This is a genomic window from Flavobacterium bizetiae (genome assembly GCF_024271895.1).
Classification (GTDB): domain Bacteria; phylum Bacteroidota; class Bacteroidia; order Flavobacteriales; family Flavobacteriaceae; genus Flavobacterium; species Flavobacterium bizetiae.
In genome coordinates this window covers 5,013,247-5,038,106 of sequence record NZ_CP091861.1, presented here as the reverse complement: position 1 = coordinate 5,038,106, position 24,860 = coordinate 5,013,247, and the positions used below count along the sequence as shown (strand labels likewise).

General features: G+C 34.4%; 16 protein-coding genes. 9 read left to right on the top strand and 7 right to left on the bottom strand.

Going from position 1 to position 24,860, the window contains the following annotated elements; genetic code table 11:
• Position 1: 1 nt before the first annotated feature.
• Positions 2-901, bottom strand: coding sequence for a FecR family protein (locus L0669_RS20675; protein WP_263759771.1), 900 nt, complete (start codon positions 899-901; stop codon positions 2-4).
• A 49-nt stretch (positions 902-950) separates the two neighbouring features.
• Complete coding sequence (locus L0669_RS20670) at positions 951-1,466, bottom strand: RNA polymerase sigma factor (RefSeq protein ID WP_263759770.1); 516 nt, start codon at positions 1,464-1,466, stop codon at positions 951-953.
• A 198-nt stretch (positions 1,467-1,664) separates the two neighbouring features.
• Between L0669_RS20670 and L0669_RS20665 the strand changes: the two genes are divergently transcribed.
• The gene (locus L0669_RS20665; RefSeq protein WP_263759769.1) at positions 1,665-2,684 is read left to right on the top strand and encodes a hypothetical protein; all 1,020 of its coding nucleotides are present in this window, start codon (positions 1,665-1,667) and stop codon (positions 2,682-2,684) included.
• A gap of 89 nt (positions 2,685-2,773) precedes the next feature.
• On the opposite strand, the gene L0669_RS20660 is transcribed toward L0669_RS20665, so the two are convergent.
• Positions 2,774-6,844 carry a hybrid sensor histidine kinase/response regulator transcription factor gene (locus tag L0669_RS20660; protein WP_263759768.1) on the bottom strand — a complete coding sequence of 1,357 codons (4,071 nt, stop codon included), beginning with the start codon at positions 6,842-6,844 and terminating at the stop codon, positions 2,774-2,776.
• Positions 6,845-7,573: 729 nt separating this feature from the next.
• Here L0669_RS20660 and L0669_RS20655 point away from each other — a divergent pair.
• The 7 genes from L0669_RS20655 (at position 7,574) to L0669_RS20625 (ending at position 19,183) form a co-directional block, all read left to right on the top strand.
• Positions 7,574-10,516 (top strand): SusC/RagA family TonB-linked outer membrane protein, encoded by a 2,943-nt coding sequence (locus tag L0669_RS20655; protein WP_263759767.1) that lies wholly within the window; start codon positions 7,574-7,576, stop codon positions 10,514-10,516.
• A gap of 10 nt (positions 10,517-10,526) precedes the next feature.
• On the top strand, positions 10,527-12,134 hold the full coding sequence (locus L0669_RS20650; RefSeq protein WP_263759766.1) for a RagB/SusD family nutrient uptake outer membrane protein: 1,608 nt from the start codon (positions 10,527-10,529) through the stop codon (positions 12,132-12,134).
• Positions 12,135-12,159: 25 nt separating this feature from the next.
• Positions 12,160-13,227 carry a SusE domain-containing protein gene (locus L0669_RS20645; RefSeq protein ID WP_263759765.1) on the top strand — a complete coding sequence of 356 codons (1,068 nt, stop codon included), beginning with the start codon at positions 12,160-12,162 and terminating at the stop codon, positions 13,225-13,227.
• 98 nt (positions 13,228-13,325) lie between these two features.
• Positions 13,326-14,423 carry a glycoside hydrolase family 53 protein gene (locus L0669_RS20640; RefSeq protein ID WP_263759764.1) on the top strand — a complete coding sequence of 366 codons (1,098 nt, stop codon included), beginning with the start codon at positions 13,326-13,328 and terminating at the stop codon, positions 14,421-14,423.
• Between the two features lie 3 nt (positions 14,424-14,426).
• Complete coding sequence (locus L0669_RS20635; protein WP_263759763.1) at positions 14,427-15,458, top strand: glycoside hydrolase family 53 protein; 1,032 nt, start codon at positions 14,427-14,429, stop codon at positions 15,456-15,458.
• A 114-nt stretch (positions 15,459-15,572) separates the two neighbouring features.
• On the top strand, positions 15,573-18,011 hold the full coding sequence (locus L0669_RS20630; protein WP_263759762.1) for a DUF4982 domain-containing protein: 2,439 nt from the start codon (positions 15,573-15,575) through the stop codon (positions 18,009-18,011).
• 128 nt (positions 18,012-18,139) lie between these two features.
• On the top strand, positions 18,140-19,183 hold the full coding sequence (locus L0669_RS20625) for a hypothetical protein (RefSeq protein WP_263759761.1): 1,044 nt from the start codon (positions 18,140-18,142) through the stop codon (positions 19,181-19,183).
• A gap of 95 nt (positions 19,184-19,278) precedes the next feature.
• On the opposite strand, the gene L0669_RS20620 is transcribed toward L0669_RS20625, so the two are convergent.
• From L0669_RS20620 to L0669_RS20610, 3 genes are all read right to left on the bottom strand, one after another.
• Positions 19,279-19,833, bottom strand: coding sequence for an STM3941 family protein (locus L0669_RS20620; protein ID WP_263759760.1), 555 nt, complete (start codon positions 19,831-19,833; stop codon positions 19,279-19,281).
• A 234-nt stretch (positions 19,834-20,067) separates the two neighbouring features.
• Positions 20,068-22,188 carry a cation:proton antiporter gene (locus L0669_RS20615; RefSeq protein ID WP_263759759.1) on the bottom strand — a complete coding sequence of 707 codons (2,121 nt, stop codon included), beginning with the start codon at positions 22,186-22,188 and terminating at the stop codon, positions 20,068-20,070.
• Between the two features lie 3 nt (positions 22,189-22,191).
• Positions 22,192-22,767 (bottom strand): hypothetical protein, encoded by a 576-nt coding sequence (locus L0669_RS20610; protein ID WP_263759758.1) that lies wholly within the window; start codon positions 22,765-22,767, stop codon positions 22,192-22,194.
• A 380-nt stretch (positions 22,768-23,147) separates the two neighbouring features.
• Between L0669_RS20610 and L0669_RS20605 the strand changes: the two genes are divergently transcribed.
• Positions 23,148-23,978, top strand: coding sequence for a phospholipase A (locus L0669_RS20605; protein ID WP_263759757.1), 831 nt, complete (start codon positions 23,148-23,150; stop codon positions 23,976-23,978).
• Between the two features lie 68 nt (positions 23,979-24,046).
• Here the strand turns inward: L0669_RS20605 and L0669_RS20600 are convergent, their stop codons facing one another.
• Complete coding sequence (locus L0669_RS20600) at positions 24,047-24,730, bottom strand: ThuA domain-containing protein (protein ID WP_263759756.1); 684 nt, start codon at positions 24,728-24,730, stop codon at positions 24,047-24,049.
• Positions 24,731-24,860 lie beyond the last annotated feature (130 nt).

Sequence of the window (24,860 nt, the reverse complement as noted above, 5' to 3'; positions counted from 1 at the left end):
TTTATTTTTCGTCAAAAATTATTTTATTTTCTGAGACTTTTTTAGCCTCTAAATGATAAGTTGTACTAATAATTTGCAAAGCAGTATCTAAATCTTTAGCGGGTAATTTTCCTGTAAAGAGCGAAATCGTATCTTTAGAATTCAATTCGATCTTTACATTATATTGTCTTTCTACTTCGTCTAACAGTGTTCTGATATTTTCTTTAGTAAAACATATTTGATCGTCGATCCATTCCGGTTTCAATGAATTTACATTCATTTTAACTTGTTTTCCATTTTCAAAACGAACGCTTTGACCGTGAGTTAACAGAATTTGAGTATTGGCATAATTTACTTTTACACGGCCTTCGTAACACACTACATCAAACCTGTTTTTTCTGGCTTTAACATTAAACTGAGTTCCTAAAACGGTTACTTTTCCCAGATTAGTCTGCACTTCAAATCTACGTCCTTTTGCAACTCTAAAATAGGCTTCACCTTTTAGTTCAAGATGCCTGTTGTTGTCCCAGTTCCATTTTTTATAATTGATTTCAGAGCCTGAGTTCAATACTACTTCAGAATGATCCGGTAACGAAAAAGTGGTTTTTTCTCCAAAATCTGCTGTTTGTGTTTGAGGTACAAAAAATTTCATGACAAGGGTTATTCCAATAACCAACACAAAAATTGCAGCAGCTTGAAACATCCATTTTTTGTATAAAGGAACTACTTTTGGCGTTGCTTTTTTCTGACTCAAAATGTTAGATAGCATAGCGTTTTCATCCAAATCATCTACTTGTAAATGACTGGTGTAATTTTTTATTTTTTGGTATTTTTCAAAATCGGGACTTGCCTCAAATTCAGCTAATTCATCCGGAGATAAATCATCGTTGAGCCATTTTGCTAATAATCGATTTTCTTTCATTTTACTCTACTATATAATTAAAACAATTAGAATTTAATTTACCCTACTTTTATAAGTCAATTTCTTTACGTAAGCTTAACAAAGCAAGATGAATGCGTTTTTCAACTGCTTTTACGCTAATATTTAAATCCAACGCAATTTCGCTGTATTTTTTTCCATCAATTCTGTGCATCAAAAAAGCAACACGCTGTTTTTCGTTTAGGTTTTCAATGGCTTTCAAAAGTTTCGCCTGAAACTGTTTTTCTTCCAGAAGATATTCCGGACTTTCGTTTGTTTTGTCTAAACCGGTAAAATTTTTTTCGTATCTCAAAACTACTTTCTGATGTGCAATTTCGTTGAGACTGCTGTTGTTGGCGACAGTATAAATATAGGATTTTGCTTTTTCGAGGGATACCGCCGCACAGTTTTGCCAAAGTTTTACAAAGGCTTCCTGCGTTACATCTTCTGCCTGGTCGATATTGCCAAATTTGTAAAAAAGAAAATTCCGAAGTGCTTTGACATGACTTTTAAAGAAAGATGAAAATAGTATTTCATCGCAGGTATTGGATTGATTTTTAGGTGGCATTTGGATTTCGATTTGTACGATGCAAAAGTATTTGTTTTTAATTTAAGTAGGGTAAAAGCAAAGCTGATTGTTTTATAGATGTATAAATGCTATTAGCTTTTGTTAATTTAGTATGTTATAGTAAACTGAAAACCTTTGATATCGAATTTATTGAAAATCAGTTTCTTTAAATTTTATTACATTTGTAAAAATATAAATATGTTCCCTTCGCAAAAATATTTATCACTGGCGGTTGCCTTGTTATTACTGTCTTGTCAAAGTGAAATGGATGAGCAAAGTAATAATACGCAAGCAACAATTACTAATGCTTCGCCTCTTACTACATATATGCAAAGGGTTGCAATGGTTCAGACTGTACAGGATAATGTCATAGACGGATCTAGTTATTGCACCATAAAACTTCCTTACACCGTTACGGTAAACAGTCAAAAAATTGCGGTTAGTACCATTGCCGATTATCAAAAAGTATTGGATAATATTAATGCCAACACTTATGATGACGATATTGTACATATAGATTTTCCGGTAACCATGGTGTATTATAATTACATCGAAAAATTGATTCCTGATGAGGCAGATTTTAATTCTTTAATTGCTTTTTGGAATCTTTATCCTGATCTTTTATCCAAAATAAATGGCTTAAATATCAATTATCCCATAACGATTAACAGTTATAACAGTGCCAATCAAATGGCAGGTTCTCAATCGATAGTAAGTGATCAGGCATTTTTTAATTTTATAAAAAATTTAAACCCAAGCGAGTATATTTCTTTAAGATATCCTATTTCGATAGTAGATTATAATAATCAGACCAAGTCGATTAACAATAATTTGGAGTTTGAAAACGCCATCAAATACGCTATCGACTACTGTCCTGAAAATAATATCGCGACAGTTGATTTTGCACAAGCGATAACAAATGGTTCCTGGGAGATACCTTATTTTTTTGATGATTCAGAAAAAACAGCTTCATATAATGGTTATTCATTTGTATTTAAAAATGATAACACTGTAGTGGCCACTAAGGGAGCGACTTCGCAAACGGGTCAGTGGGGGAGTACTGTAGTTTATGGCGCCAGAGAACTAAAAATAGAGTTTGCTGTAGAACCGCTAAATAAATTGAATCGCAACTGGAAATTATTTGAATTTAATAATTCTCAAGTTCGATTGCGTGATGTAAGTAGCAGTACAGATTATCTTTACTTCCAAAAAAAATAAATATCGATTGTAAAATATGCTTTTAGGTATATTTTCAATCGAGAGTTTTCCAGTAAGCCAGACTATCTGTTTATATGGAAAGATGCTACTTATGAATTATCCTTTTTCTGAATAATATTCAATTCCTTATTAAACGAATTTCTATATTTTTTGATGTATTCTGAAGGTTTCATCCCAAACAGTTTCACGAATTGTTGACGGAAATAACGCTGATCTTCTATGCCAACTTGTGGACCAACCTGTGCGATATTTATATTTTCGGTAAGCATGATTACTGCGGCTCTTCGGATTCTGATAGATCGTATAAAAACATTTACCGTTTGTCCTGAAATTGCTTTAATCTTTTTGTAAAGACTTGAATGACTCATTCCCATTGCAGCCGAAAAAGTCTTTAAGTTAAAGTCGTTGTTTTCAAGATTGGCTTCTACAATTTCAATGCATTTGTCAAGGAATTCTTTGTATTCAGTAGGCACTTTATTTACATTTTCACGAAGCGTAATACTGTCTAAGAAATACTTACGCAATTGTCCTCTGTTTCGAAGAACCGAATCTACTCGTGCCAGAAGTATATCACTGTCAAAAGGTTTGGTAACATAATCATCAGCGCCTTCTGTGATACTTTGCAAATGAATGTCGTTGCTGGTTGTAGCGGTAAGAAGTATCACCGGAATATGGCTTAAATCATCATTTTGTTTGATTTTTTTGCATAAATCCAAACCGTTCATACCTTCCATAGAAATATCGCTCAGTACAATATCCGGCATGTGTTTTTCTACAAGTTTCAATCCTTCAAGACCATTTGCTGCCGAATAAACAATATAGTTTTTGGTAAAAAGCTGTACGAGATAATGGTTCATTTCAGGATTATCTTCTACAATTAGCAATACTTTTTTGGTACTGATTAGTTCTTCCTGTAGATTTTCCGGTTGAGATGATTGAATTTCTTTTTCATATGAATTTTGATGATCCGCCGGCATTCCTTCAAGTAGCTCGCCAACAAGCGGAGACATATGAGAATGATCCTCGTTGATGTTCATTTCTGCAAAATGACTATTTCCTTTTGGAAGTGTAATAATAAACGAAGTACCTTCTCCAACTTTGCTTTTGCATTGTATTTCGCCATGATGTTTGTTCACGAAATATTTAGCAACATAAAGGCCTATTCCAAAACCATTGCTGGCTTTAGACTGACTTTGCTTGAATTTTTCGAAAATAGTGTCTATTTCATTTTCATTGATTCCGGTTCCGGTATCCGATATAACGATCGAAACATCATCAATATTCTCCATTATCTCAATAGTTATCGATCCATTGTTAGGAGTAAATTTGAAAGCATTTGAGATTAAATTGAACAGCGTAATCTCTAATTTTTCATAATCGCCATAGATTTCAGTTGCTGTGTTTTCTTCAATCAATTGATAATTTAGACTTTTTACAGACGCCATTTGGGTAAAGCTTTCGTAGATTTCACGACAAAGCGAGTTTAAATTAATCTTCGAAATCTTGAGTTCATCAAGATCTGTTTCGGCTTTTCTAAACAATAATAACTGATCCGTAAGACTCAATAATCGTTTTGCATTTTTATAGGCAAGATTAAGGTCAAGATCGTCTTCAGAACGATTTTTTCTTTCAATTACACTTTTAAGCGGATTAATAATTAAAGATAGAGGAGTTCGCAATTCATGCGCGATATACGTAAACATCGAAAACTGTTTTTCGGCATGTTCCTTATCCTTTTTATGCTCCATTCGGGCAAGTTTTATTTCGTAGCGAAGCCTTTCCTTGTTTTTATGATAACCTACATACGCATATATAGCAGCGATTGCAGCGATCAGATAAAAAGTATAAGCCCACCATGTTCTGTACCAGGGCGGAAGGATTTTTACCGTTGCCAGCGTTACTTCATTCGTCCAATTTCCAAAAATATCGGTTGTTTTTACTTTAAAAGTATAAGTACCTTCGGTCAATCTCGAATAATTTGCTCTATTATCCTTTGAGGTATAATTCCAGTCTTTGTCCCAACCGTCGAGAAAGTAAGCGGTATTTATTTTTTCAGAATTAACGTAATCAAGATAGACAAAATCAAAACTTAATGCCGATTTTTCGTAAGGAAGCTCGACATCGCTTATCATTTCAAGTTTTTTCCCGGTTACATACGGACTGTCTAATTTTAGAGGCTGATTATTTACCAGTAAATCATTCAATAAAAATTTACCCGTATTTTTCTTGTCTTTTATATTCTCAGGATCAAAAACATTAAAACCGTTTATACCTCCAAAAATAATTTCTCCTGTCGAAAGTTTCGTACCCGCATTCCAGCTAAACTGATTGCCCTGCAATCCATCAGCGACGCCAAAGTTTCTAAAAGTATGATTCTTAGGATTCAATCTGGAGATTCCGTGATACGTACTCATCCACAGATTCCCTTTTTTATCTTCTAAAAGTCGAAGTATGGTATTACTCGGAAGTCCGTTTTGAGTGGTGTATTTTGTGTAAGTTTTTGTTTTTCTGTTAAATAAAAGCAGGCCGCCTTCTACAGTACCAATCCAAAGATTTTTATCCTGATCTTCGGTTATACATCTTATTGTGTATTCAGAATGATAAGTTTTTACTTTTTTCGTTTTAGGTTCTATTTCAAAAAAAGAATTGAATGTTCCACCCCAGATTTTCCCGTCTTTGGTTTCATAAAGACAAGTAACATCGCGTAAAGTATTACTGTAGCAAATGAATTTATTTTGTTTTCTATCAAATTGATATAAAGCGCCTGAGTTTGTTATGGCGAGCCACAGCGTATTTTTTGAGTCTAAAAATAGGAGCCAGGATTCCTGTTCTGCCTTTTTAGTAAATTGATTATAAATCGAAAAATTCTGAATTGCTTTTGAGTTTGGATCAATACGACAAACTCCGCCTTTCCACATGGCAACCCAAATGGCATTATCAGCATCTTTGACAATACTAGTAACGAAATTACTTTGCAGTTTTCTTCCGCCTGACGATGTTGTAGAGTAAACATCGTACGTATTTTGTTTCCGGTTCCAATATCGCATTCCGGCACCATCGGTACCAATCCAGATATTTTTCTTTTCGTCTTCGCAGAAAGAAAGCAGGAAATTTGCGGCAGGATCTTCATCTTCTTTATTGGTCAGCGGATCTTTGCTTTTAAAATGATTAAAATAAAGCGGTTTTTTTCCCATCATACTCACACCGCCACGCAGCGTTCCGAACCACATTTCTCCGTTTTTACTTTCGAATATATCATAAAGAGATTTACTGTTCAATAACGAAACAGGACCGCTGGCTTTATATAAAACAGGATTAGACTGGTTTTTTGTAATGGTAAAAAGACCCGCGCCGTCAGTAGCAATCCAGAGTCTGTTGTCTTGCTGATAAAAATCGCGAACTACGGTTTTTTCCTGAAAGTAATTTTTGGAATAAGTATTCCCTTTTGCATCGTATAAATAAGCCCCTTCATCAGAGCCAACCCATAAACCCTCATCTGTCAGCTTTATACAATTTGAGCCAGTAAGTGTATTATTAAGTAGCGTTAGTTTTTTTGATTTAAGATCGTATTTACAAAGACCAGAACCAGTCACGAAAACATAAAATATTTTTTTCCTTGCATCGTAGGATATTGATCTTGCGATATAATTTAATTTTCCATTAAAAGGAATTGCTGTTCCAGTTTGCTCGCCTTCTTTATAAGCCACGATCATCTCTTTGGTGGCAACGAGAATTATATTTTCGGCATGTACAGCAATGATCTCATACGCGGTAATTTTTAAAGGCTTAACTTTTTTATCAAGTCCAATATATTTTAATGGAGTAAAAGAGGAGCGTTCGGCATTAAAAACAACCGGACCTGCTGTTGTTCCTATCCATAAATTATTTTTATAATCTCCTTCAATACAGCTTATAGCATTTCCCTGAATAGAATTAGGATCTGTATGAATATGTCGGTAAATTTTAAAATCATTTCCATCATATCGGTTGAGTCCGTCAAAAGTACCAAACCACATATACCCATTCTGATCCTGATATATGGTCGCAACAGAATTATTAGAAAGTCCCGACGCAATATCAAGATGTCTTATTGGGTAATTCTGTGCAAATGCACTTATATATAGAAGGCTAATAACAAGAAAGGATTTTATCTTATTCATAGAATTTTTTTTAAAAAGCTTGTTGCTCTTTGATATACGAAAATTACAAGGAATGTGATCTGAAAGCGGAATCAGTTTTTTATATGAATATATGTAAAATTTGTATAGGTTGCGAAATTAACGTATTTATTATAAATGTGTAATAATAACATTTGTTTTTTAGGCTATTGTTGAATGTGTTTTCTAAAATTGATTGTTAAAAATCATAAATACACACGTTATTAAATGTATTATTTTGATACTAAATTATTCTTATAATCATTTTTTTTAAAGTAAAAAAATAGAGAATATGTTATTTTAAAGTGTTGTGTGTACACTTTTACGAAATTGTCCCCTTTTATAAATGAATTTTTCCCTGTCTTAATATCTCGCTCTGTACTTAATTTGCAGGATCAGTTGATAAGCTACAACGTTTGAGTAGTGATGCTTTATTTTTTTAAAATAAGTCAACTAAAAACCAACTAACCAATTATCGTAACCAAAAACAATTTAAACATGACCAACATTCAAATTAAAATTTCCCCGGAGAAATCTTTCCTTATTCTAACAAAAGGAGAGTAAACTTTATTTTCAAAAAGCGGTTTATAATCTTAAGAAACAATTGCTGTAAAAATACTTATATAAAAGAAAATACCCTTTGTTTCTTTTTTAAAGTTATAGCCCTGCAATCATTTGTAACCAACAATCATTAACAAAAACTAACTTAAACCAACCCAATTTTAAAAAAGTATGAAAAGAATTAAAACCAAATTTTTGCTTTTATTACTCTTACTTCCTTTTTGTGTTTTTGCTCAGAACACAATTGGCGGCGTAGTCTTAGAAAAGTCTACCAAGCAGCCCATACCGGGAGTAAACATAAAAGTATCTGGAGCAAATATCAGTACCACGACTGATTTTGACGGTAAATTTCAATTATCAGGAGTAAAAGCTGATAATAAAATTACATTTTCTTATACCGGTTATAGCAATCAGACTATCGCGATTGCCGGACAGAAAAATATCACGGTATATCTTGAAGAAGACACGAACTTACTAAAAGAAGTAGTGGTTCAGGTAGGTTACGGAAGCGTTAAAAAGAAAGACGCTACGGGATCTGTTACAGCGCTTACTACAAAAGATTTTAACAAAGGAAATAATATTACAACTGAAAACTTACTTAACGGAAGAGTAGCAGGTTTAACAGTAAACTCAACTGGTGCTCCGGGATCTAGTTCTCAAATTAGAATTCGAGGCGGAAGTTCACTTTTTGCAAGTAATGATCCTCTTATTGTTATTGACGGATTGCCTTTGGATAACAGCACGAATGTAGGAGCGTCTTCATTTTTAGCTTCATTAAATCCTGCAACGGTTGAATCGATTACGGTTTTAAAAGATGCATCGGCTTCAGCTATTTATGGTTCCCGCGCTTCAAATGGTGTAATTATCATTACAACTAAAAAAGGAAGCAAAACATTATCTGTAGATTATAATGTGCAATATGCTGCCGGAACTTTGACCAAAACGGTTGATGTTTTTAGTGCAGATGAATTTAGAAGTGTTATTGCAGACAGAAGAAGCGATGACCTGGATAAACTAGGAACTGCAAATACAGATTGGCAAAGAGCAATTTACAGAAATACCGGAACGGTAGATCAGAGTTTGGCTGTTAGAGGAAGTTTATTCAACATTATTCCAACAAGTTTAACTTTAGGAAATACAGATCAGCAAGGTTTACGTCTGACGAATGAGTTTAAAAGAAATACGGTTGGTTTGGTAATGAATCCAACTTTCTTAGACAATCATTTAAAATTAAGACTTTCTGCAAATTATACCAACGAAAAAAACAGATTTACAGATGCTGTGGAAGGAGCTGCTATTGGTTTCGACCCAACACAGCCTATAAAAGTTGATGGTGCGCCTTACGGAGGATATTTTGAATATACTACCGGTAAAGATTCAAACGGCAATTATCCTTTAGTTTCTACGGCGGCAAGAAACCCGGTTTCGCAATTGTTGAATACCAATGACAGAGGAAAGAATGACAGGTTTTTCGGGAATTTTGAAATTGACTATAAATTCCATTTTTTACCTGCTTTAAGAGCTGTTGTAAACATTGGTTTCGATGAATCAAACGGAGAAAGAAGAAGATTGGTTGGTGCTGATGCAGGTTCTGCTCCGTCAAACAATAATATTCCGTATGGTACAGATGAATATACCGAAGCAACCAGAAGAAATAAATTATTAGATACTTATTTGGTATACAATAAAACATTTAAATCATTGAATTTTGAAGCTACAGCGGGTTATTCGTATCAGAAATTTCAAAGTTCAAAATTTGAAACGGGTAATATTTTAAATCCTGATTTACCATCGACATTTCCTGAAACGACTTTAGATACAGATGTTGTTTTATTAGGATTCTTTGCCAGAACAAATTTAAACTTCAGAGACAAATATTTATTAACGCTATCGTACAGAAGAGACGGTTCTTCGAGATTTGAAGAAGCGAATCGTTGGGGAAATTTCCCATCTGTTGCATTTGCATGGAAAATTAAAGAAGATTTCTTTAAAGAAAGCACCGTATTATCAGACTTAAAATTAAGATTAAGTTACGGTATTACAGGACAACAGGACATTCCTGAACCAAACGGATACCTTCAAAAATACCAAATTGGCGGAGGAAATTCAGAGTATTATTTTGGTTCAAGTCCGGTTCCGGTGGCACTTCCTTCAAAAAGAACAAACAACTTAAAATGGGAAGAAACCTTTTCTTATAATGCAGGACTTGACTTTGGATTTTTAAACAATCGTTTATCAGCAGGACTTGATGTTTATTATAAGGAATCTAAAGATTTATTGGTAAACGCAGCAATATCTGACGGAAGTAATTTCTCTAATCGTGTGTATCAAAACGTGGGTAGCTTTACGACAAAAGGAGTTGAGTTTACGATTAATGCTAATGCGGTGAAAACAGAGAATTTTAACTGGAATATGAACTTTAATATTGCCAAATTCGAAAGAAGAATCAAAAATCTGGTAAACGGAACTGATATCTTTTTAGGAGACAATATTGCAGGAACAGGAACTCCGGGACAAATTTTCAGAGAAGGATATACGCCTTATTCTTTCTATGTATACAAACAATTGTACAACAACGAAGGAAAACCAATTGACGGTGCTTTTGCAGATTTAAACGGAGATAATATCAAAAACGATTCGGATAAATACATTTATAATAATCCTGATCCTGATTTTACTTTAGGATTTGCCTCTAATATGAATTACAAAAAGTTTGACTTTTCATTCAATTTAAGAGCAAGTATTGGTAATCGAATTTTTAATGCTGTAGATGCGAGCAGAGCGCAATACGATGCGATGGAAAACGGAGGTGTTTTAAGTAATATTCCTTCTCAGGTTTTAGAGACTAATTTTCAAACTACTTCAAATGTAGTGTTATCAGATCTTTATATCGAGAATGCTTCTTTCCTTAAAATGGATAACATCACTTTAGGATATACGCTGACTAACTGGTTAAACAGTAAAGCTTCTTTAAGATTGTCAACCGGAGTTCAGAACGTTTTTGTAATTACAAAATACAGTGGTTTAGATCCTGAAATTACAAACAACGGGGTAGACAAAACGATTTATCCAAGACAACGATCAGTATTATTTGGTCTTAATCTTAAATTTTAATACAGCAATCATGAAAAAATATATAGTAACAACCATAATAGCATTGACTGTAATTTTTCAGTCGTGTACAGATGATTTAAATGTTGTATCGAAAGATGATGACGTTCTTTCTTCTGATGTATTATTTTCTACGCCTGACGGATACAAAAAAGCATTTGCAGGAGTGTACGGAAATCTGACTTTAACGGGAGTTTTGGGTCCTGATAATTCTTCGCTTGAAGGCGTAGATGCAGGAACAAGCCAGTTTACAAGATGTTTATTGTACATGCAGGAATTAACGACAGACGAATTGGTTTGGAGTTATGAAAATGATGGAGGAACAGCAGAATTACAACGCAATATCTGGACAGCTGCAAATCCTGTTATTCTTGGAATGTTTAGTAGAACGATGGTTTCTGTATCGTATGCAAATGAGTTTTTACGTCAGAGTACACCAGAAAAATTAAGTTCAAGAGGAATTACAAATGCGACAACTTTGGCAGATATAGCACTTTACCGTCAGGAAGTTCGTGTTTTAAGAGCGTATGCGTATTATAACATGATGGATTTATTTGGAAAAGCGCCCATGTATACTGAAAATGATCCTGTAAACTTTACCGGACCAGAGTTTAACAGAAAGCAATTGTTTGATTTTATCGAAAAAGAATTAAAAGCGGCTTTACCAGAATTAAAAGCTGCCAGAACAAATGAATACGGAAGATTAGATCAATCTATGGCACGCATGATTTTGGCTAAAATGTATTTGAATGCTCAGGTTTACATTCAGGCAGATCGTTTTAATGATTGTATTACAATGTGTAATGAAATTATTGCAAGCGGTTATACTTTGAAACCAAAATATCTGGACAATTTTAAGGCAGATAACAATACTTCGCAGGAAATCATTTTCGGAATCCAGTCTGATGGAGCGGTTTCTCAAAACTGGGGCGCAACAACTGTTTTAACCAACGGACAAATTGGTGCCTGGGAAAATAATGGTGCTGATTTTGGAGTTGGAGGCTGGACTGGAGCACTTAGAATCAGAAAAGAATTTGCTCAGAAATTTGATGGAGCGAAATTCAGTCAGGATACCAGAAATACCATCGGAAAAGGAGTTGCAGGCGATCCTGCAAAACAAAGATCGATTGATATTGAAGATATTGGTGTAAAAACACAAGGATATATTTTATCTAAATTTTCGAATAAAACTTCGACAGGAGTGAGTGGTGTAAGTTCTACTTATGCAGATACTGATTTTCCTTTATTCAGATTGGCCGATGTTTATTTGATGTATGCAGAAGCGACTTTAAGAGGCGGAAACGGAACTACAGCTCAGGCATTAGAATATGTAAATGCTTTAAGACAAAGAGCCAACAATAATTTGACTGTTGGAAACATTACTTTAAGTGAATTAACGCTTGATTTTTTAATTGATGAAAGAGCACGCGAATTACACTGGGAAGCGCATAGAAGACAAGATTTAATTCGTTTTGGAAAATATACCGGAGGCTCGTACAATTGGGCATGGAAAGGAAATTCTTCAAAAGGAATCTCTATTCCTTCTTACATGAGTGTTTTTCCTATTCCGGAAGGATCTTTGGGAGCCAACAGAAATTTAACTCAAAATACAGGTTACTAATATTTTAACTTAAACGATACACAAAATGAAACATATATATAAACTATTTACAGCAATAATACTACTTACAGGATTTTGGTCTTGTGAAAACGAAACGGATTTAATGGTTTTAGAGCCGCAGGAAGCTGCCTTTTCGATCATAACTCCAGAAAGTGGTTCTTCTACAATTCTAAATAAGGATACGCCAAACAATACGGCATTGACATTAAGCTGGGAAAAAGTAAATTACGGAAACCCAACCATTATTACCTATACAGTACAATTTGCTGCAAGTAATACAGAGTTCGCAGCGCCGGTAGATATTAACACTGCTACAAATACACACGCTACTATTACAGTAGCAGAATTAAATGCAAAAGCATTAGAACTTGGCCTTACAGCAAATGTTGAAGGAACCATTGATGTGAGAATAAAATCTACCGTAGGAACAACACTTTCAGAACCAAAATTTTCTACGCCAATCACAATTGCATTAACTCCTTACAGAGGCGTTTTCCCTAAAATTGATTTGTTTTTAGTTGGTCCGGGAACTGCGGCAGGATGGAGCGTAACAAGCAACAACATGCCTATTTACAGAGATCCAAAAGAAAATGCAAAACACTATTATACAGGTTTTTTCAATAAAGATGGATTTAAATTAATCGAGCAAATTGGTTTCTGGGCTCCGGCATACGGTACAAACGGTGCTAAAGTACAATACAGAGCAACAGAAAGTGATACTGATCCGGGAGTTTTCCCAACGGCAGCGGCAGGTTATTACAGTTTTGAACTTAATCTTGAAGATTTAACATACAAAATCACACCTTATACAGGACCAATGACAACCTATGCAACAATTGGTTTAACAGGATCTGTATTAACAGGAAACGATGCAGGATGGGATACAGAAGTTCCTTTAGTAAAATCAGCTTTTGATGGTCACATCTGGAAGGTTACTCAAACGCTAAAAGCCGGAAAAATGAAATTTAAAGCTAATGGTGCCTGGGATGTAAGCTGGGGAGATAATGGTGGAGACATCATTGTTGAGGCCGGAAAATATGAAATCTGGTTCAATGACTTAGACGGTCGTTATATGTTTATTCCAACTCTATAATTGAATTAAAAAAATAAGAGAAGCCTCGATTATTATTTTGAGGCTTCTTTTAAATTAAGTTTTTAAAGTTCAAAATTTCACCAGTTCAAAATTCTATCATGAAAAAATATATAAAAATTTTGGGGTTACTTGTTATCACGGCAATTCAGTTTTCGTGTTCAGGTAATGATGCTTCAGATACAGAAGCTGTCAACCCGCCAGATGCAACAGATACTTTTATCAGAGCTTCGGATGTTTCTTTTCTTCCTCAAATGGAATCTTTAGGAACTAAATTTTACAACAATGGCAAAGCCGAAGCAATGCTTACCACACTTAAAAATGCAGGTTGTAATACCGTGAGAATTCGTTTATGGAAGAATCCTGTAAACGGCCGTTCCGGTTTAAGCGAAGTAAAACAACTGGCACAAAAAGCCAGACAAGCAGGTCTTAGAGTTTGGCTTACCGTACATTATTCAGACAATTGGGCTGATCCGGGAGAACAAACCGTTCCTGAAGAATGGAAAAATCTAAATTTTGCTGATTTAAAAACAGCTGTTACCAATTATACATCAACCATAATGACAGAAATCAATCCGGATATTATCCAGATTGGAAATGAAATCAATAGCGGATTATTATGGCCACAAGGAAACCTAATCAGTAACGAACAACAATGTATCGCTTTATTAACCGCGGCCAGCGCAGCAGTTCGAAGCAAAGCGTCTAACACAAAAATAATGATTCATTATGCAGGTGTAGATGGTGGTGCAACGGATTGGTTTTTCACTAAAATGAAAAGCATTGATTACGATTATATCGGATTATCCTATTATCCGGTTTGGCATGGTAAAGACTTAAATGTTGTAAAAAATACCATTGACGCTTTAGGACAAAAATTCGGCAAAAAAGTCCTGATTGCAGAAACGGCATATCCTTTTACCTTATTGCACAATGATCAGACGAATAATATCGTAGGTACAAGCGATCAGTTGGTTCCGGGATATCCTGCAACTCCAGCCGGACAAAGAACTTTTGTAATGGAAATTAAAAACATTGTAAAAACATCTCAATTCGGGCAAGGATTTGCGTATTGGGGGGGCGAATGGGTAGCTTTTAAAGGACAACAATCAACCAGCGGTTCTACATTCGAAAATCAGGCTTTGTACAGTTTTGATAATAATGCCTTATCAGTAATGCAAGCTTTCAGTAAAGAATAAAATATGAAAAAATCACTTAAAATTGTTTCTTTTTTAATGCTAATTGGTGTTGCTTTTACTTCATGTAAACCAAAAATGATTAGCGAAAAAAACTCCTTTTCGAACGGAGCAGATGTGGGCTGGCTGCCGCAAATGGAAGCTACAGGTTATAAATTTTATGATGCAGACGGTTCTCAAAAAGACTGTCTGCAATTATTAAAAGACCGCGGAATAAATACAATTCGTTTGCGCGTTTGGGTAAATCCAAATGATGATAAAGCAAGCGGACATTGCAGTCCTGAGGAAACCGTTGTTATGGCAGTTCGTGCACAAAAAATGGGAATGCGTATCATGATCGATTTTCATTACAGCGATTCGTGGGCAGATCCCGGTAAACAAAATAAACCTGCTGCATGGGCAAAACATTCCTTTCCGGAATTGTTAACCGATGTGTATCAACACACTTACGACGTTCTGAAAATGTTGAAAAAAGCAGGAGTAACTCCGGAATGGGTTCAGGTTGGAAATGAAATTCCGGGCGGTATGCTTTGGCCGGAAGGCAGTACAGACAATTTCAGTCAGTTGGCGCAATTACTTGATAAAGGATACGAAGCTACAAAAGCCATCGACCCAAAAATTAAAGTAATTGTTCATTTGGACGAAGGAAACAAAAGCGAAAAATTCAGATGGTTTTTTGATAAAGCCACAGAAAATAAAGTAAAATATGATGTAATTGGTTTGTCGTATTATCCGTACTGGATCAAAACCGATTATCAAAGTACCATTTTAGATTTAGAAAATAATCTAAAAGATATGGCAACACGCTACAATAAAGAAGTCATGGTGGTCGAAGTTGGTGGTGATTTCGAACAAGTACAAAATACTAAAGAAATGCTTGAAGCTACAATAAAAGCCGTAAAAAGTGTACCCAACAATAAAGGTTTAGGCGTTATTTATTGGGAACCGCAAGGCGAAAAAAGCTGGAGCGGTTATCAGCTTAATGCCTGGCTTTCTGATGGAAAACCTTCGCCGGCATTAGATGCTTTCAAAGAATAAATATTCTTTAAATTAAAAATTAAAAATTAAAAATTAAATTTTACCATTAAGATATTAAGTTTCATAAAGCAAAATGATCTTAATGCCTTAATGGTGAGAAAAATAAAACAGAAAATGAAATTAATTTTTAGATCAATATTCTTCTTTTTTATACTAATTTTTTCGTCTGGAAAAATCATGTCGCAATCTACCACCGTTATTTTAAAAGATAACTGGCGCTTTTCTAAAGCAGTAAAAGGCGATGCTTTTGCTGCGGATTACGATGCTTCGAAATGGGAAAAAGTGAGCGTACCTCATGATTGGGCAATTTACGGACCTTTTGATAAAGAATGGGATAAACAAGTTTCGGCCATTGAACAAAACGGAGAAAAAATTCCAACCGAAAAAACGGGTCGTACCGGATCACTTCCGCATATTGGAACAGGCTGGTATCGTAATACATTTTCTCTTCCGGAATTTAAAAAAGGAAAAAAAGCACTTCTTATTTTTGAAGGCGCGATGAGCGAACCTCAGGTTTTTTTAAACGGAAAAAAAATAGGAGAATGGGGTTATGGCTATAGCTATTTTTATATTGATATAACAAAAGATCTTAAAGAAGGTTCGAAAAATGTATTGGCTGTAAAACTGACTAATTTACCATTTTCTTCAAGATGGTATCCCGGAGCAGGTCTTTACAGAAACGTTAGTATTGTAGTAAAAGAAGAAGATAATTTTGTACAATGGGGTACTTTTATTACCACTCCGGAAATGAAAGGAGACGATGCTGTTGTTGATGTAAAAGCTGAGGTTAATGGCAATAATCTGTCAATGGTTACCGAAATAAAAGATGCCAATAATGCTACAGTAGCCACACAAAAAGGTACAGAAACGAAAGATGGAAAACTCCATCAGACACTTTCAGTTGCGAAACCTCATTTGTGGAGCCCTGAAACACCTTATTTGTACACAGCAGTAACTAAATTATACGCTGCCGACGGAACTTTAAAAGACGAACAAAAGATCAAGTTTGGTATCCGATTTATTAAATACGAAGCCAATAAAGGATTTAGTCTGAATGGTAAAATCACAAAATTTAAAGGAGTTTGTCTTCATCATGATTTAGGGCCACTTGGTGCAGCGATAAACAAAGCGGCGCTTCGAAGACAACTTACGATTCTAAAAGATATGGGTTGTAACGCCATTAGAAGTTCCCATAACATGCCTTCTTTTGAGCAACTCGAATTGGCTGATGAAATGGGCTTTATGTTTCTTGCAGAAAGTTTTGATGAATGGGCAAAGCCAAAAGTAGAAAACGGATATCACCGCTTTTTTGAAGAATATGCAGAAAAAGACATCGTAAATTTAGTCAGGGCCACAAGAAATCATCCTTGTATTGTAATGTGGAGTTCAGGAAATGAAGTTCCCGATCAATGGGGAGCTGAAGGCGTAAAACGTGCGAGATGGCTGCAGGACATTTTTCACCGTGAAGATCCTACAAGACCCGTAACCGTTGGTATGGATCAGGTAAAAGCAACTATGGAATCTGGTTTTGGAGCTTTGCTTGATATTCCGGGATTAAATTATAGAGTTCATCTTTACGAAGAAGCGTATAAAACATTTCCCCAAGGATTTATATTAGGATCAGAAACAGCTTCAACGGTAAGTTCAAGAGGAATTTATAAATTTCCTGTTGTGCAGGCAAAGAATAAACAATACGATGATTTTCAATCTTCATCTTATGATCTTGAAGCGTGCAGCTGGTCGAATGTTCCTGATGAAGATTTTGTACTTCAGGATGACAAACCTTGGGTTATTGGAGAGTTTGTCTGGACAGGGTTTGATTATTTAGGAGAACCTACGCCGTATGATGAAAAATGGCCATCGAGAAGTTCTTATTTTGGAATTTCAGATTTGGCGGGACTTCCTAAAGATCGTTTTTATTTGTACAGAAGTAGATGGAATACGAAAGATGAAACGCTTCATATATTACCACATTGGAACTGGAAAGGAAGAGAAGGCGAAGTTACTCCGGTTTTTGTTTATACCAATTACGACAGCGCTGAGCTTTTTGTAAATGGAAAAAGTATGGGAATCCAGAAGAAAAACAATTCAACTCCGCAAAACCGCTATCGTCTGATGTGGAATGATGTTAAATACGAACCAGGAACGGTAAAAGTGGTAGCATTTGATTCGAATGGAAAAATAGCAGCAGAAAGCGAAATTAAAACTGCCGGAGATCCTTATAAAATTGTACTCGAAGCAGATCGTCAAACTATTAAAGCAGATGGAGAAGATATTTCTTTTGTAACAGTTTCATTAGTCGATAAAAACGGAATTCCTTGCCCTACAGCAGTCAATGAATTACAATTTAAAGTAATCGGAGCTGCAACTTACAGAGCGGCTTGTAATGGAGATGCTACATCATTAGAAATATTCCATGAAAATAAAATGAAGCTTTTCAGCGGTAAACTGGTGGTTTTGGTAAAAGCGGTTAAAAATCCTGGAGCAATTCAATTAGAAGTAACCGGAAAAGGACTTCAGAAAGGGAAAATAAATTTAAAGTCAGAGCTTTAATGACTGACAACTGAAAAAAGAATATAATTTTTAAATAATAAAGAGGCGATCTATATTGGTCGTCTCTTTTGTTTTTTGAATTTATTATATATTTTCTATCTTCATACTTTTAAAATATTTGAAAAATTATGCCCGGAAAAATTAAAAGCCGCAAAACAATCAAAAATGCTATCGTTCACCGAATGGAATACTTAAATAAAGAAGGTAAAATAGTAAGAGATGAAGAATATGAAGAAGGAATAGTAGAATCGGTGGCAGTTTACAAATATGAAAATCAATACAGTTTGATGGAACGATTTAATAGCGAAGGAATATTAGATAGGAGGGATGAAACATGGTATAATGAAAATAATGAAATAGAAAAACAAGAATTGGGTTTTGCAACGTTTTATTATCAATATGGAGTGGATAAACGGCTTTTGTCTGTGAAGAAGTTTGATTCAGAAAATAATATAGAAAAAATCATAGAATACAGTTATGTTGAAGATTACGAATACAGAAAGTTTTTTGATTCTTCAGGTATTTTGCTCTCACTTGATGTTACCAGATATAATGATGCTAAAAAACCTATAAGAAGAATTTATTTTAAAATACCACATCATGAATTTATTGGTGCAGAAGAATCTGAAGGATATAAGGAGTTTTTTGAAATGATGAAAATCTTTGGTTTTGATGTAGATGGAAACAAGATAGATATCAAAATCTCTATGAACTTTTTAGAAGAGGAAACAGTTTTTGAATACGATCAATTTGGAAATAAGATATCAGAAGAAAGGTATTATTATGATAGAGAAAGTTTAGAAGATAAATTAGTGTTTAGAGGTGGAGATTATAGTTACTATAATGAAAATAACTTGTTGATTAAATATCACTCTTTCGAAATGAAAACAGATTGGGATGATGAGCTTTGTTGTTTGTACGACTATGTTCTGGATGAAAAAGGTGTGATTCTAGAAAAATCAACAGATAGCGGTTTCAATAAAGTAATTGAGAAATTTAATTATAATAGCAAAGGAACGTTAATTAGTTATGTTGAGAATAGAAATGATGGTGAAGAAACAAAAGAAATTCTTTACGACGATTTTGGCAATAAGATTTCTGAAATTGCAGAGTTAAATTTTGATAGTGAATATGAAAAAGACATTAAAGAATATGAAATTGAATATTACTAATTCTTTAAAGCTAATTTATTTACTGTAGGTAAAACGAATAATAATTTTGCAAATTTAAAAAATAGTACAAGATTATTATTCGTTATGAGACTATTTTAAATGCTTACAGAAGCACTTTCTTTCCATGATTTAGTAAACAAATTAAAAAGCGCATTAGAATCAACATCAATTTCAGAAGCGGAATACATTAGCGTTAACTGATTCGTATCTTTATTGTGAGCCATATTCCAAAGCATTTTAGAAAGTCTTCCTTCATATTTTTCAGGATTGTTTATGGTAACCACTACTAAGGTATCTCCGCCGGTTTTCTCAGATTGAATGTTGGCCACATCTTCCCAGTTTACAACACCAAAAGATTTTGACATAGGCGTAGTTTTACCGTAAAAGTTTTGTTTGTTGAGTTCGATTAAAGGGCTTTTGTCTTTTAAGCCGAGTACACTTTTTAATAAAAGAATAAACATGATTAGAAATACTGCGGCTGAAACCACCAATGGTTTTATTTTGAGTTCGCCATCAAATATTCCGGCACTATAGAGAATAACAAGAAGCAGAATAATGCAGACTCCTAAAGAAGTGAATAATAGTTTTTTTGTTTTCTTTGAATTTCTGTAAAGTTGAATTCCGTTTCCTGTTGCGTTAATTTCCTGCATTTTAAATTTAATTGATTGTTTGTATTTGAATATTTATTTACTCGTTGTATGTGATTATTTTTAACACATAGAGACATAGAATTACTAAACTGAAGAAGGCGTTTCACTTGCATTAACAATCATAGCTATGTGTGAGAAACAAGTTTCTTTCAATAATCTTTTCAAAAACATAAAATCTATGTTTCTATGTGTTTAATTTATTTTAGTCGTTACACCCGACTGATTTGTTTTTATTTATTTAAAAATTCGTCCAATGATTTTTCCAATATCAGCAAAATCATCCAGATTGCTTACCGCTCTTTTTTCGGTAACGGTTTTGTCAATCTTAGAGAAAGGATAAATAAGGATGTAATTATTATTCTTAAGATTTTTATTTAAAATTTCCGGTACATTTTGCATTTGCGAAAGATAAGATGGCATGCCTCTGTCTGCCATGAGTATAATCAAACCTTCGTCCTGTTCTAAATTGCAGGCTGCGTCCTGAGCTTCCTGCCATGTCGTTACCGTATTAAAAACGGCTTCGATATTGGCTTTTTTAATAATACTCTTTAAGATCTCAGTCGTTTTATCATTGGCGTAAAAACTCATTTTTGCTCCTGAATTTTTACCAATATTCCACACTCTTAATAATGAATGAAAAAATCCGGGTTCACGTTCCGCATTTGCCGGGATAAGAACAGCGTATTTTTTTATGGTTGCAACAGGTTGAACGGCGTGATAGATAATGACATTTATTTCCTTATTGCGTAAATATCCATTATACAAATTAAAAGTAAAAGAAGATGAAAAACCTTTTTCTTCTTCTAATCCAATGATAAGATCGGTGATGTTTTGTTCCTTAACGACATTGCTGATTCCTAACACAACATCATTATCGTATCGGGTTATAGGATTTAGTTTTACATCGGCTCCAGCCGCCATATTTACCGCTTCACCAAGTAGTTTTTCTGCGTTTTTAGACGAAGATTCACTTTTTGCTTCATTGATAATATTTACAGCAAACAAGCTGTCTTTATTGGTTTGTGTTTTGATGAGCAAACCAAGATTCACTATTTTTTCAACGATATTTTCGTGGTTCAGTGCCAAGAGAATTTTTTCATTTTCATGACTAGTTCCTGCGACCGTTTCTTCTTTATCCGCATCAGCAATTCGCTGCGCACTTGCCATAGAAACAAATGATGAAATCGTACACGAAACCAAAATAAGTAAAATACTTCCGTTCAGTACATGTTCATTTAAAAGACGTACAGGTTCTCCAGCTTCATTTTCGAATAAAATAATATTGTATCCTACCATTACAGCCGCTAATGTTGCAGCTGCAGAAGCAGAGCTCATTCCAAAAATAAGTATACCTTCATCTTTTGTAAGGTTAAATGTTTTTTTCGTTAAAATAGCCGCTGCGTATTTCCCTCCAATAGAAGCAATCAGCATCACCGAAGCCACTCCCAAAGTTTCCCAACTCTGAATAAAAGCATTAAAATCGATAAGCATACCTACACTAATAAGAAAAAAGGGAATGAAAATCGCGTTTCCAACAAATTCTACACGGTTCATAAGCGACGAAGTATGCGGTATAAGTCGGTTTAAGGCAAGGCCGGCAAAGAAAGCGCCAATAATGGCTTCAATTCCGGCTAATTCTGCCAGTAAAGCGGCAAGATATATCATGACAATCACAAATATATATTGCGAAATTTTATCTTCGACATTCTTAAAAAACCAACGTGCTATAATAGGAAATACGAGTAAAACGATCAGAGCAAATAACAGCATCGAAACGGATAATTGTACCCAAAACGAGGTTCCTACTTCGCCCTGAGACATACCCACAACCACGGCCAGTACTACTAACGAAAGTACATCTGTAATCATTGTTCCTCCAACGGTTATGTTTACGGCCAGTTTTTTAGCGATGCCAAGTTTGCTTATCATAGGATATACAATAAGAGTATGCGACGAAAATAAACTGGCAAATAATACACTAGTTAAAAGCGAAAAATGCAATACATAATAACCGCCAATAAGCCCCAATACAAAGGGTACTATAAAAGTGTAAATTGAAAAAGTAATACTCTTCCATTTATTCTTTTTAAAATCGCCCATATCAATCTCAAGCCCGGCCAGAAACATGATGTACAGAAGTCCTGTTGTCCCTATTACCACAACGCTGCTGTCTCTTGCCAGTACATTAAAACCATTAGGGCCTATTACAGCTCCTGCGATAATAAGACCCAAAAGATGAGGTACTTTTATTTTATTCAACAAAAGCGGAATACACAATATTATAATAAGCTCAATGAGAAACTTTAATAAAGGATCTTCTATAGGCAGGGTAACGTGTTGTATACTTAAAAACATATATTATTTTTTTTGAGGAAGAGTCAATTCTACAGAAAATCTTGCAGTACAATTATCTTGTCCCGTGATCGTTTGTGTTCCTTTAATGACGTTGTTTTTGATATCGTCAAGAACTACATTCATTTTTACACTATTTTTAGTAACACTGTCCGTTTTAAATTCAAGCAATATTTTATCTTCGATATACTTGGCCTGAAACACTCGGGTAAGTTTTTTGTTATTTAAAACATTGGTATAAATTCCGGTAGAATCTGATAGAAATTGCCAGGTTTCGTTGCGCTGATCTCCTATTACATACTTGCTGCAGTTAGATTCGCGACACAACATTTTACTGTTCCAGATTCCCTGAATATTTTCAGGCCATTCTTTTACAGAGGTAGCAATCTCTTTTACGGTATCTTTTAATGCATAAATACTATCGCGAAACGTGAGCAAGGATTGATAATCGGCTTCTTTTTCGGCTATTTTTTCTTCTCTTAAATTCAAAGCTTGTTCTCTCTCTTGCAGTTCTAGTTCTTTTTTATTTTCGCATGAAATAAACAAGCATGTAAAAAATAATATTAGACGGATTTTTTTCATAAAACAGGTCTTATGGATTAATTTTTTTTGGAATAAAAATGGGCACTTTTACTGCTGTAAAAGAAATTTAGGTACTACAAGGTACTAAATTAATTAGGAAAGATCCAGCATTTGCCGCATTAAGATTTTTTAAGCGCAGTAAAATTGTGGTATTAAACACAGATAAATGCACAAAAAATCAGCTGCAAACGATTGTATATTAGAGTCTATGAATTTTTTATTTAGGAATGATAAATGAATTCTTTAAAATTTGTAATTTTTTAAAAAGAAACACTTAGAGTTATTGAGTTAACCTTATTTTTATTGAGTTAATGCAATGTCTTAAATTGAAGTATATTTATTCTAAAAATTAAAAATAACTTATCATTTAATCCTTATAAATGCATTTCAAATACTTACTGATTTTCTTTGTTTTATTTTCAATTAAATCAAACGCTCAAATTTCTACAATTGTAGAAGAGAAAAAAAATTTCCGGGCAGCAGATTCGCTTTTAAAAGAGCCTAGTTTTTCTGTTCACAAAGATAATTATTTTTTAACAGGAGTGCCTGTCAATACAGATATTACCCGTAATACGGCTGATGTAAAATATCAGGTAAGTTTTAAATTACGATTGAATTCAAAACCATTATGGGGCGGATTTTTTCCGTATTTAATGTATACACAAAAAGCGTTTTGGGACATTTATGCGAGTTCGAAACCTTTCTCAGAAATTAATTTTAATCCTGGAGTAGCGATTGTTCGTCCGTTTTATTTAAAGGGAGGAAGGCTTACTTATGGAACAATTTCATTCGAACATGAATCAAATGGCAGGGATTCGATTTACTCGAGAACATGGAATATGCTGGCCTTTTCATTAAAATCTCAAATTTCTCCCCGTTGGGTTGTGGGATTAAGAGGATGGATTCCGCTTGTTGATAAAGAGGATAATCCCGGACTAACCAAATATGTTGGTTATGGGGAGGCAAGTGCCACTTACCAAATACAACCCGGAAGATGGAGTGCCGATATTCTGTTCAGGAAAGGAAGCGGCCTTATTAATTACGGATCTCTGCAAACTCAAGTAAATTGGCGACCTTATAAAACCGAGAATTATTACCTAACGCTGCAATGGTTCGTAGGGTATACAGAAAGTTTGATAGATTATCAGGAACACAAGAGCATGGTACGTATAGGATTTACCATTAAACCGGAAAACATGGGGATTTTTTAAAAGTAAAAAATCTTCTATATACTTCATAAACAAAAAAAGCGCTCAAAGGAGTGCTTTTTTTGTTTTGACTATTTTCTTTTTTGATTAGCTGCCCAAAATATCGAATTTCTTAAGAGAGTAGTGTAAGCTTCATTTTGAAATAACTCCGGAGAATGCCCCATAAAAATATAAACATTGCGGGATTTAAAATGATCGTTTGTCCAGATTACGGGATGGTTGCCCATTTTTATTTTGGATTCAGGCTCATAAGTAGATTCTTCTACAGATCCTATTACATGTACATTAGGCCTTGGGCTTTTGTTATATGTATACCATTCTTCGGTATTTACTGTAAAATTTGCAGAAACTCCTTTTGTTATGGGATGTGATTGATCTTCGATAGTTACTTTAGCACTGGCAAAGGTTGGGATATAATCAACAAATTTTATACCGCCCATAAAATCAGAAAACCATTGCCACATAGGATATCCGTCGAACTCGCCCAATAAAGTGGCATGATGCAATCCTACCCAGCCGCCTTTGCCATCATTCATGTATTTTTCAAAAGCTTTCATAGATTCTTCGCTCCAGGTATACGGCGGATAATCCAGTTGTATAAAAACCTGATATTTTTTTAAAAGCGCCTCGTTTATCGTTTTGGTATTCTGGATATAATCAATGGTAAAACTGCTGTCTACGGCCAATTTGTTTAACCAAGGTTGAGCCGCATTTGAAAAAGCCAGATGATGTCCGCCGTTTTCGTATAAAACCAAAGCTTTAAATTTTGATTTTTTTGACTTTTGGGCAATACAACCGGCCTGAAAAAAGAGGCAGAATATTATTAAACAGAGAGCTGATATTGAATTTTTCATTGAATGATAAAAAGTATTGTTTAAGGGTTAA

What these genes read in the sequence shown, in the direction of transcription:
- L0669_RS20675 (WP_263759771.1), bottom strand. Translation starts at nt 901, where the DNA reads ATGAAAGAAAATCGATTATTAGCAAAATGGCTCAACGATGATTTATCT.
- L0669_RS20670 (WP_263759770.1), bottom strand. Translation starts at nt 1,466, where the DNA reads ATGCCACCTAAAAATCAATCCAATACCTGCGATGAAATACTATTTTCA.
- L0669_RS20665 (WP_263759769.1), top strand. Translation starts at nt 1,665, where the DNA reads ATGTTCCCTTCGCAAAAATATTTATCACTGGCGGTTGCCTTGTTATTA.
- L0669_RS20660 (WP_263759768.1), bottom strand. Translation starts at nt 6,844, where the DNA reads ATGAATAAGATAAAATCCTTTCTTGTTATTAGCCTTCTATATATAAGT.
- L0669_RS20655 (WP_263759767.1), top strand. Translation starts at nt 7,574, where the DNA reads ATGAAAAGAATTAAAACCAAATTTTTGCTTTTATTACTCTTACTTCCT.
- L0669_RS20650 (WP_263759766.1), top strand. Translation starts at nt 10,527, where the DNA reads ATGAAAAAATATATAGTAACAACCATAATAGCATTGACTGTAATTTTT.
- L0669_RS20645 (WP_263759765.1), top strand. Translation starts at nt 12,160, where the DNA reads ATGAAACATATATATAAACTATTTACAGCAATAATACTACTTACAGGA.
- L0669_RS20640 (WP_263759764.1), top strand. Translation starts at nt 13,326, where the DNA reads ATGAAAAAATATATAAAAATTTTGGGGTTACTTGTTATCACGGCAATT.
- L0669_RS20635 (WP_263759763.1), top strand. Translation starts at nt 14,427, where the DNA reads ATGAAAAAATCACTTAAAATTGTTTCTTTTTTAATGCTAATTGGTGTT.
- L0669_RS20630 (WP_263759762.1), top strand. Translation starts at nt 15,573, where the DNA reads ATGAAATTAATTTTTAGATCAATATTCTTCTTTTTTATACTAATTTTT.
- L0669_RS20625 (WP_263759761.1), top strand. Translation starts at nt 18,140, where the DNA reads ATGCCCGGAAAAATTAAAAGCCGCAAAACAATCAAAAATGCTATCGTT.
- L0669_RS20620 (WP_263759760.1), bottom strand. Translation starts at nt 19,833, where the DNA reads ATGCAGGAAATTAACGCAACAGGAAACGGAATTCAACTTTACAGAAAT.
- L0669_RS20615 (WP_263759759.1), bottom strand. Translation starts at nt 22,188, where the DNA reads ATGTTTTTAAGTATACAACACGTTACCCTGCCTATAGAAGATCCTTTA.
- L0669_RS20610 (WP_263759758.1), bottom strand. Translation starts at nt 22,767, where the DNA reads ATGAAAAAAATCCGTCTAATATTATTTTTTACATGCTTGTTTATTTCA.
- L0669_RS20605 (WP_263759757.1), top strand. Translation starts at nt 23,148, where the DNA reads ATGCATTTCAAATACTTACTGATTTTCTTTGTTTTATTTTCAATTAAA.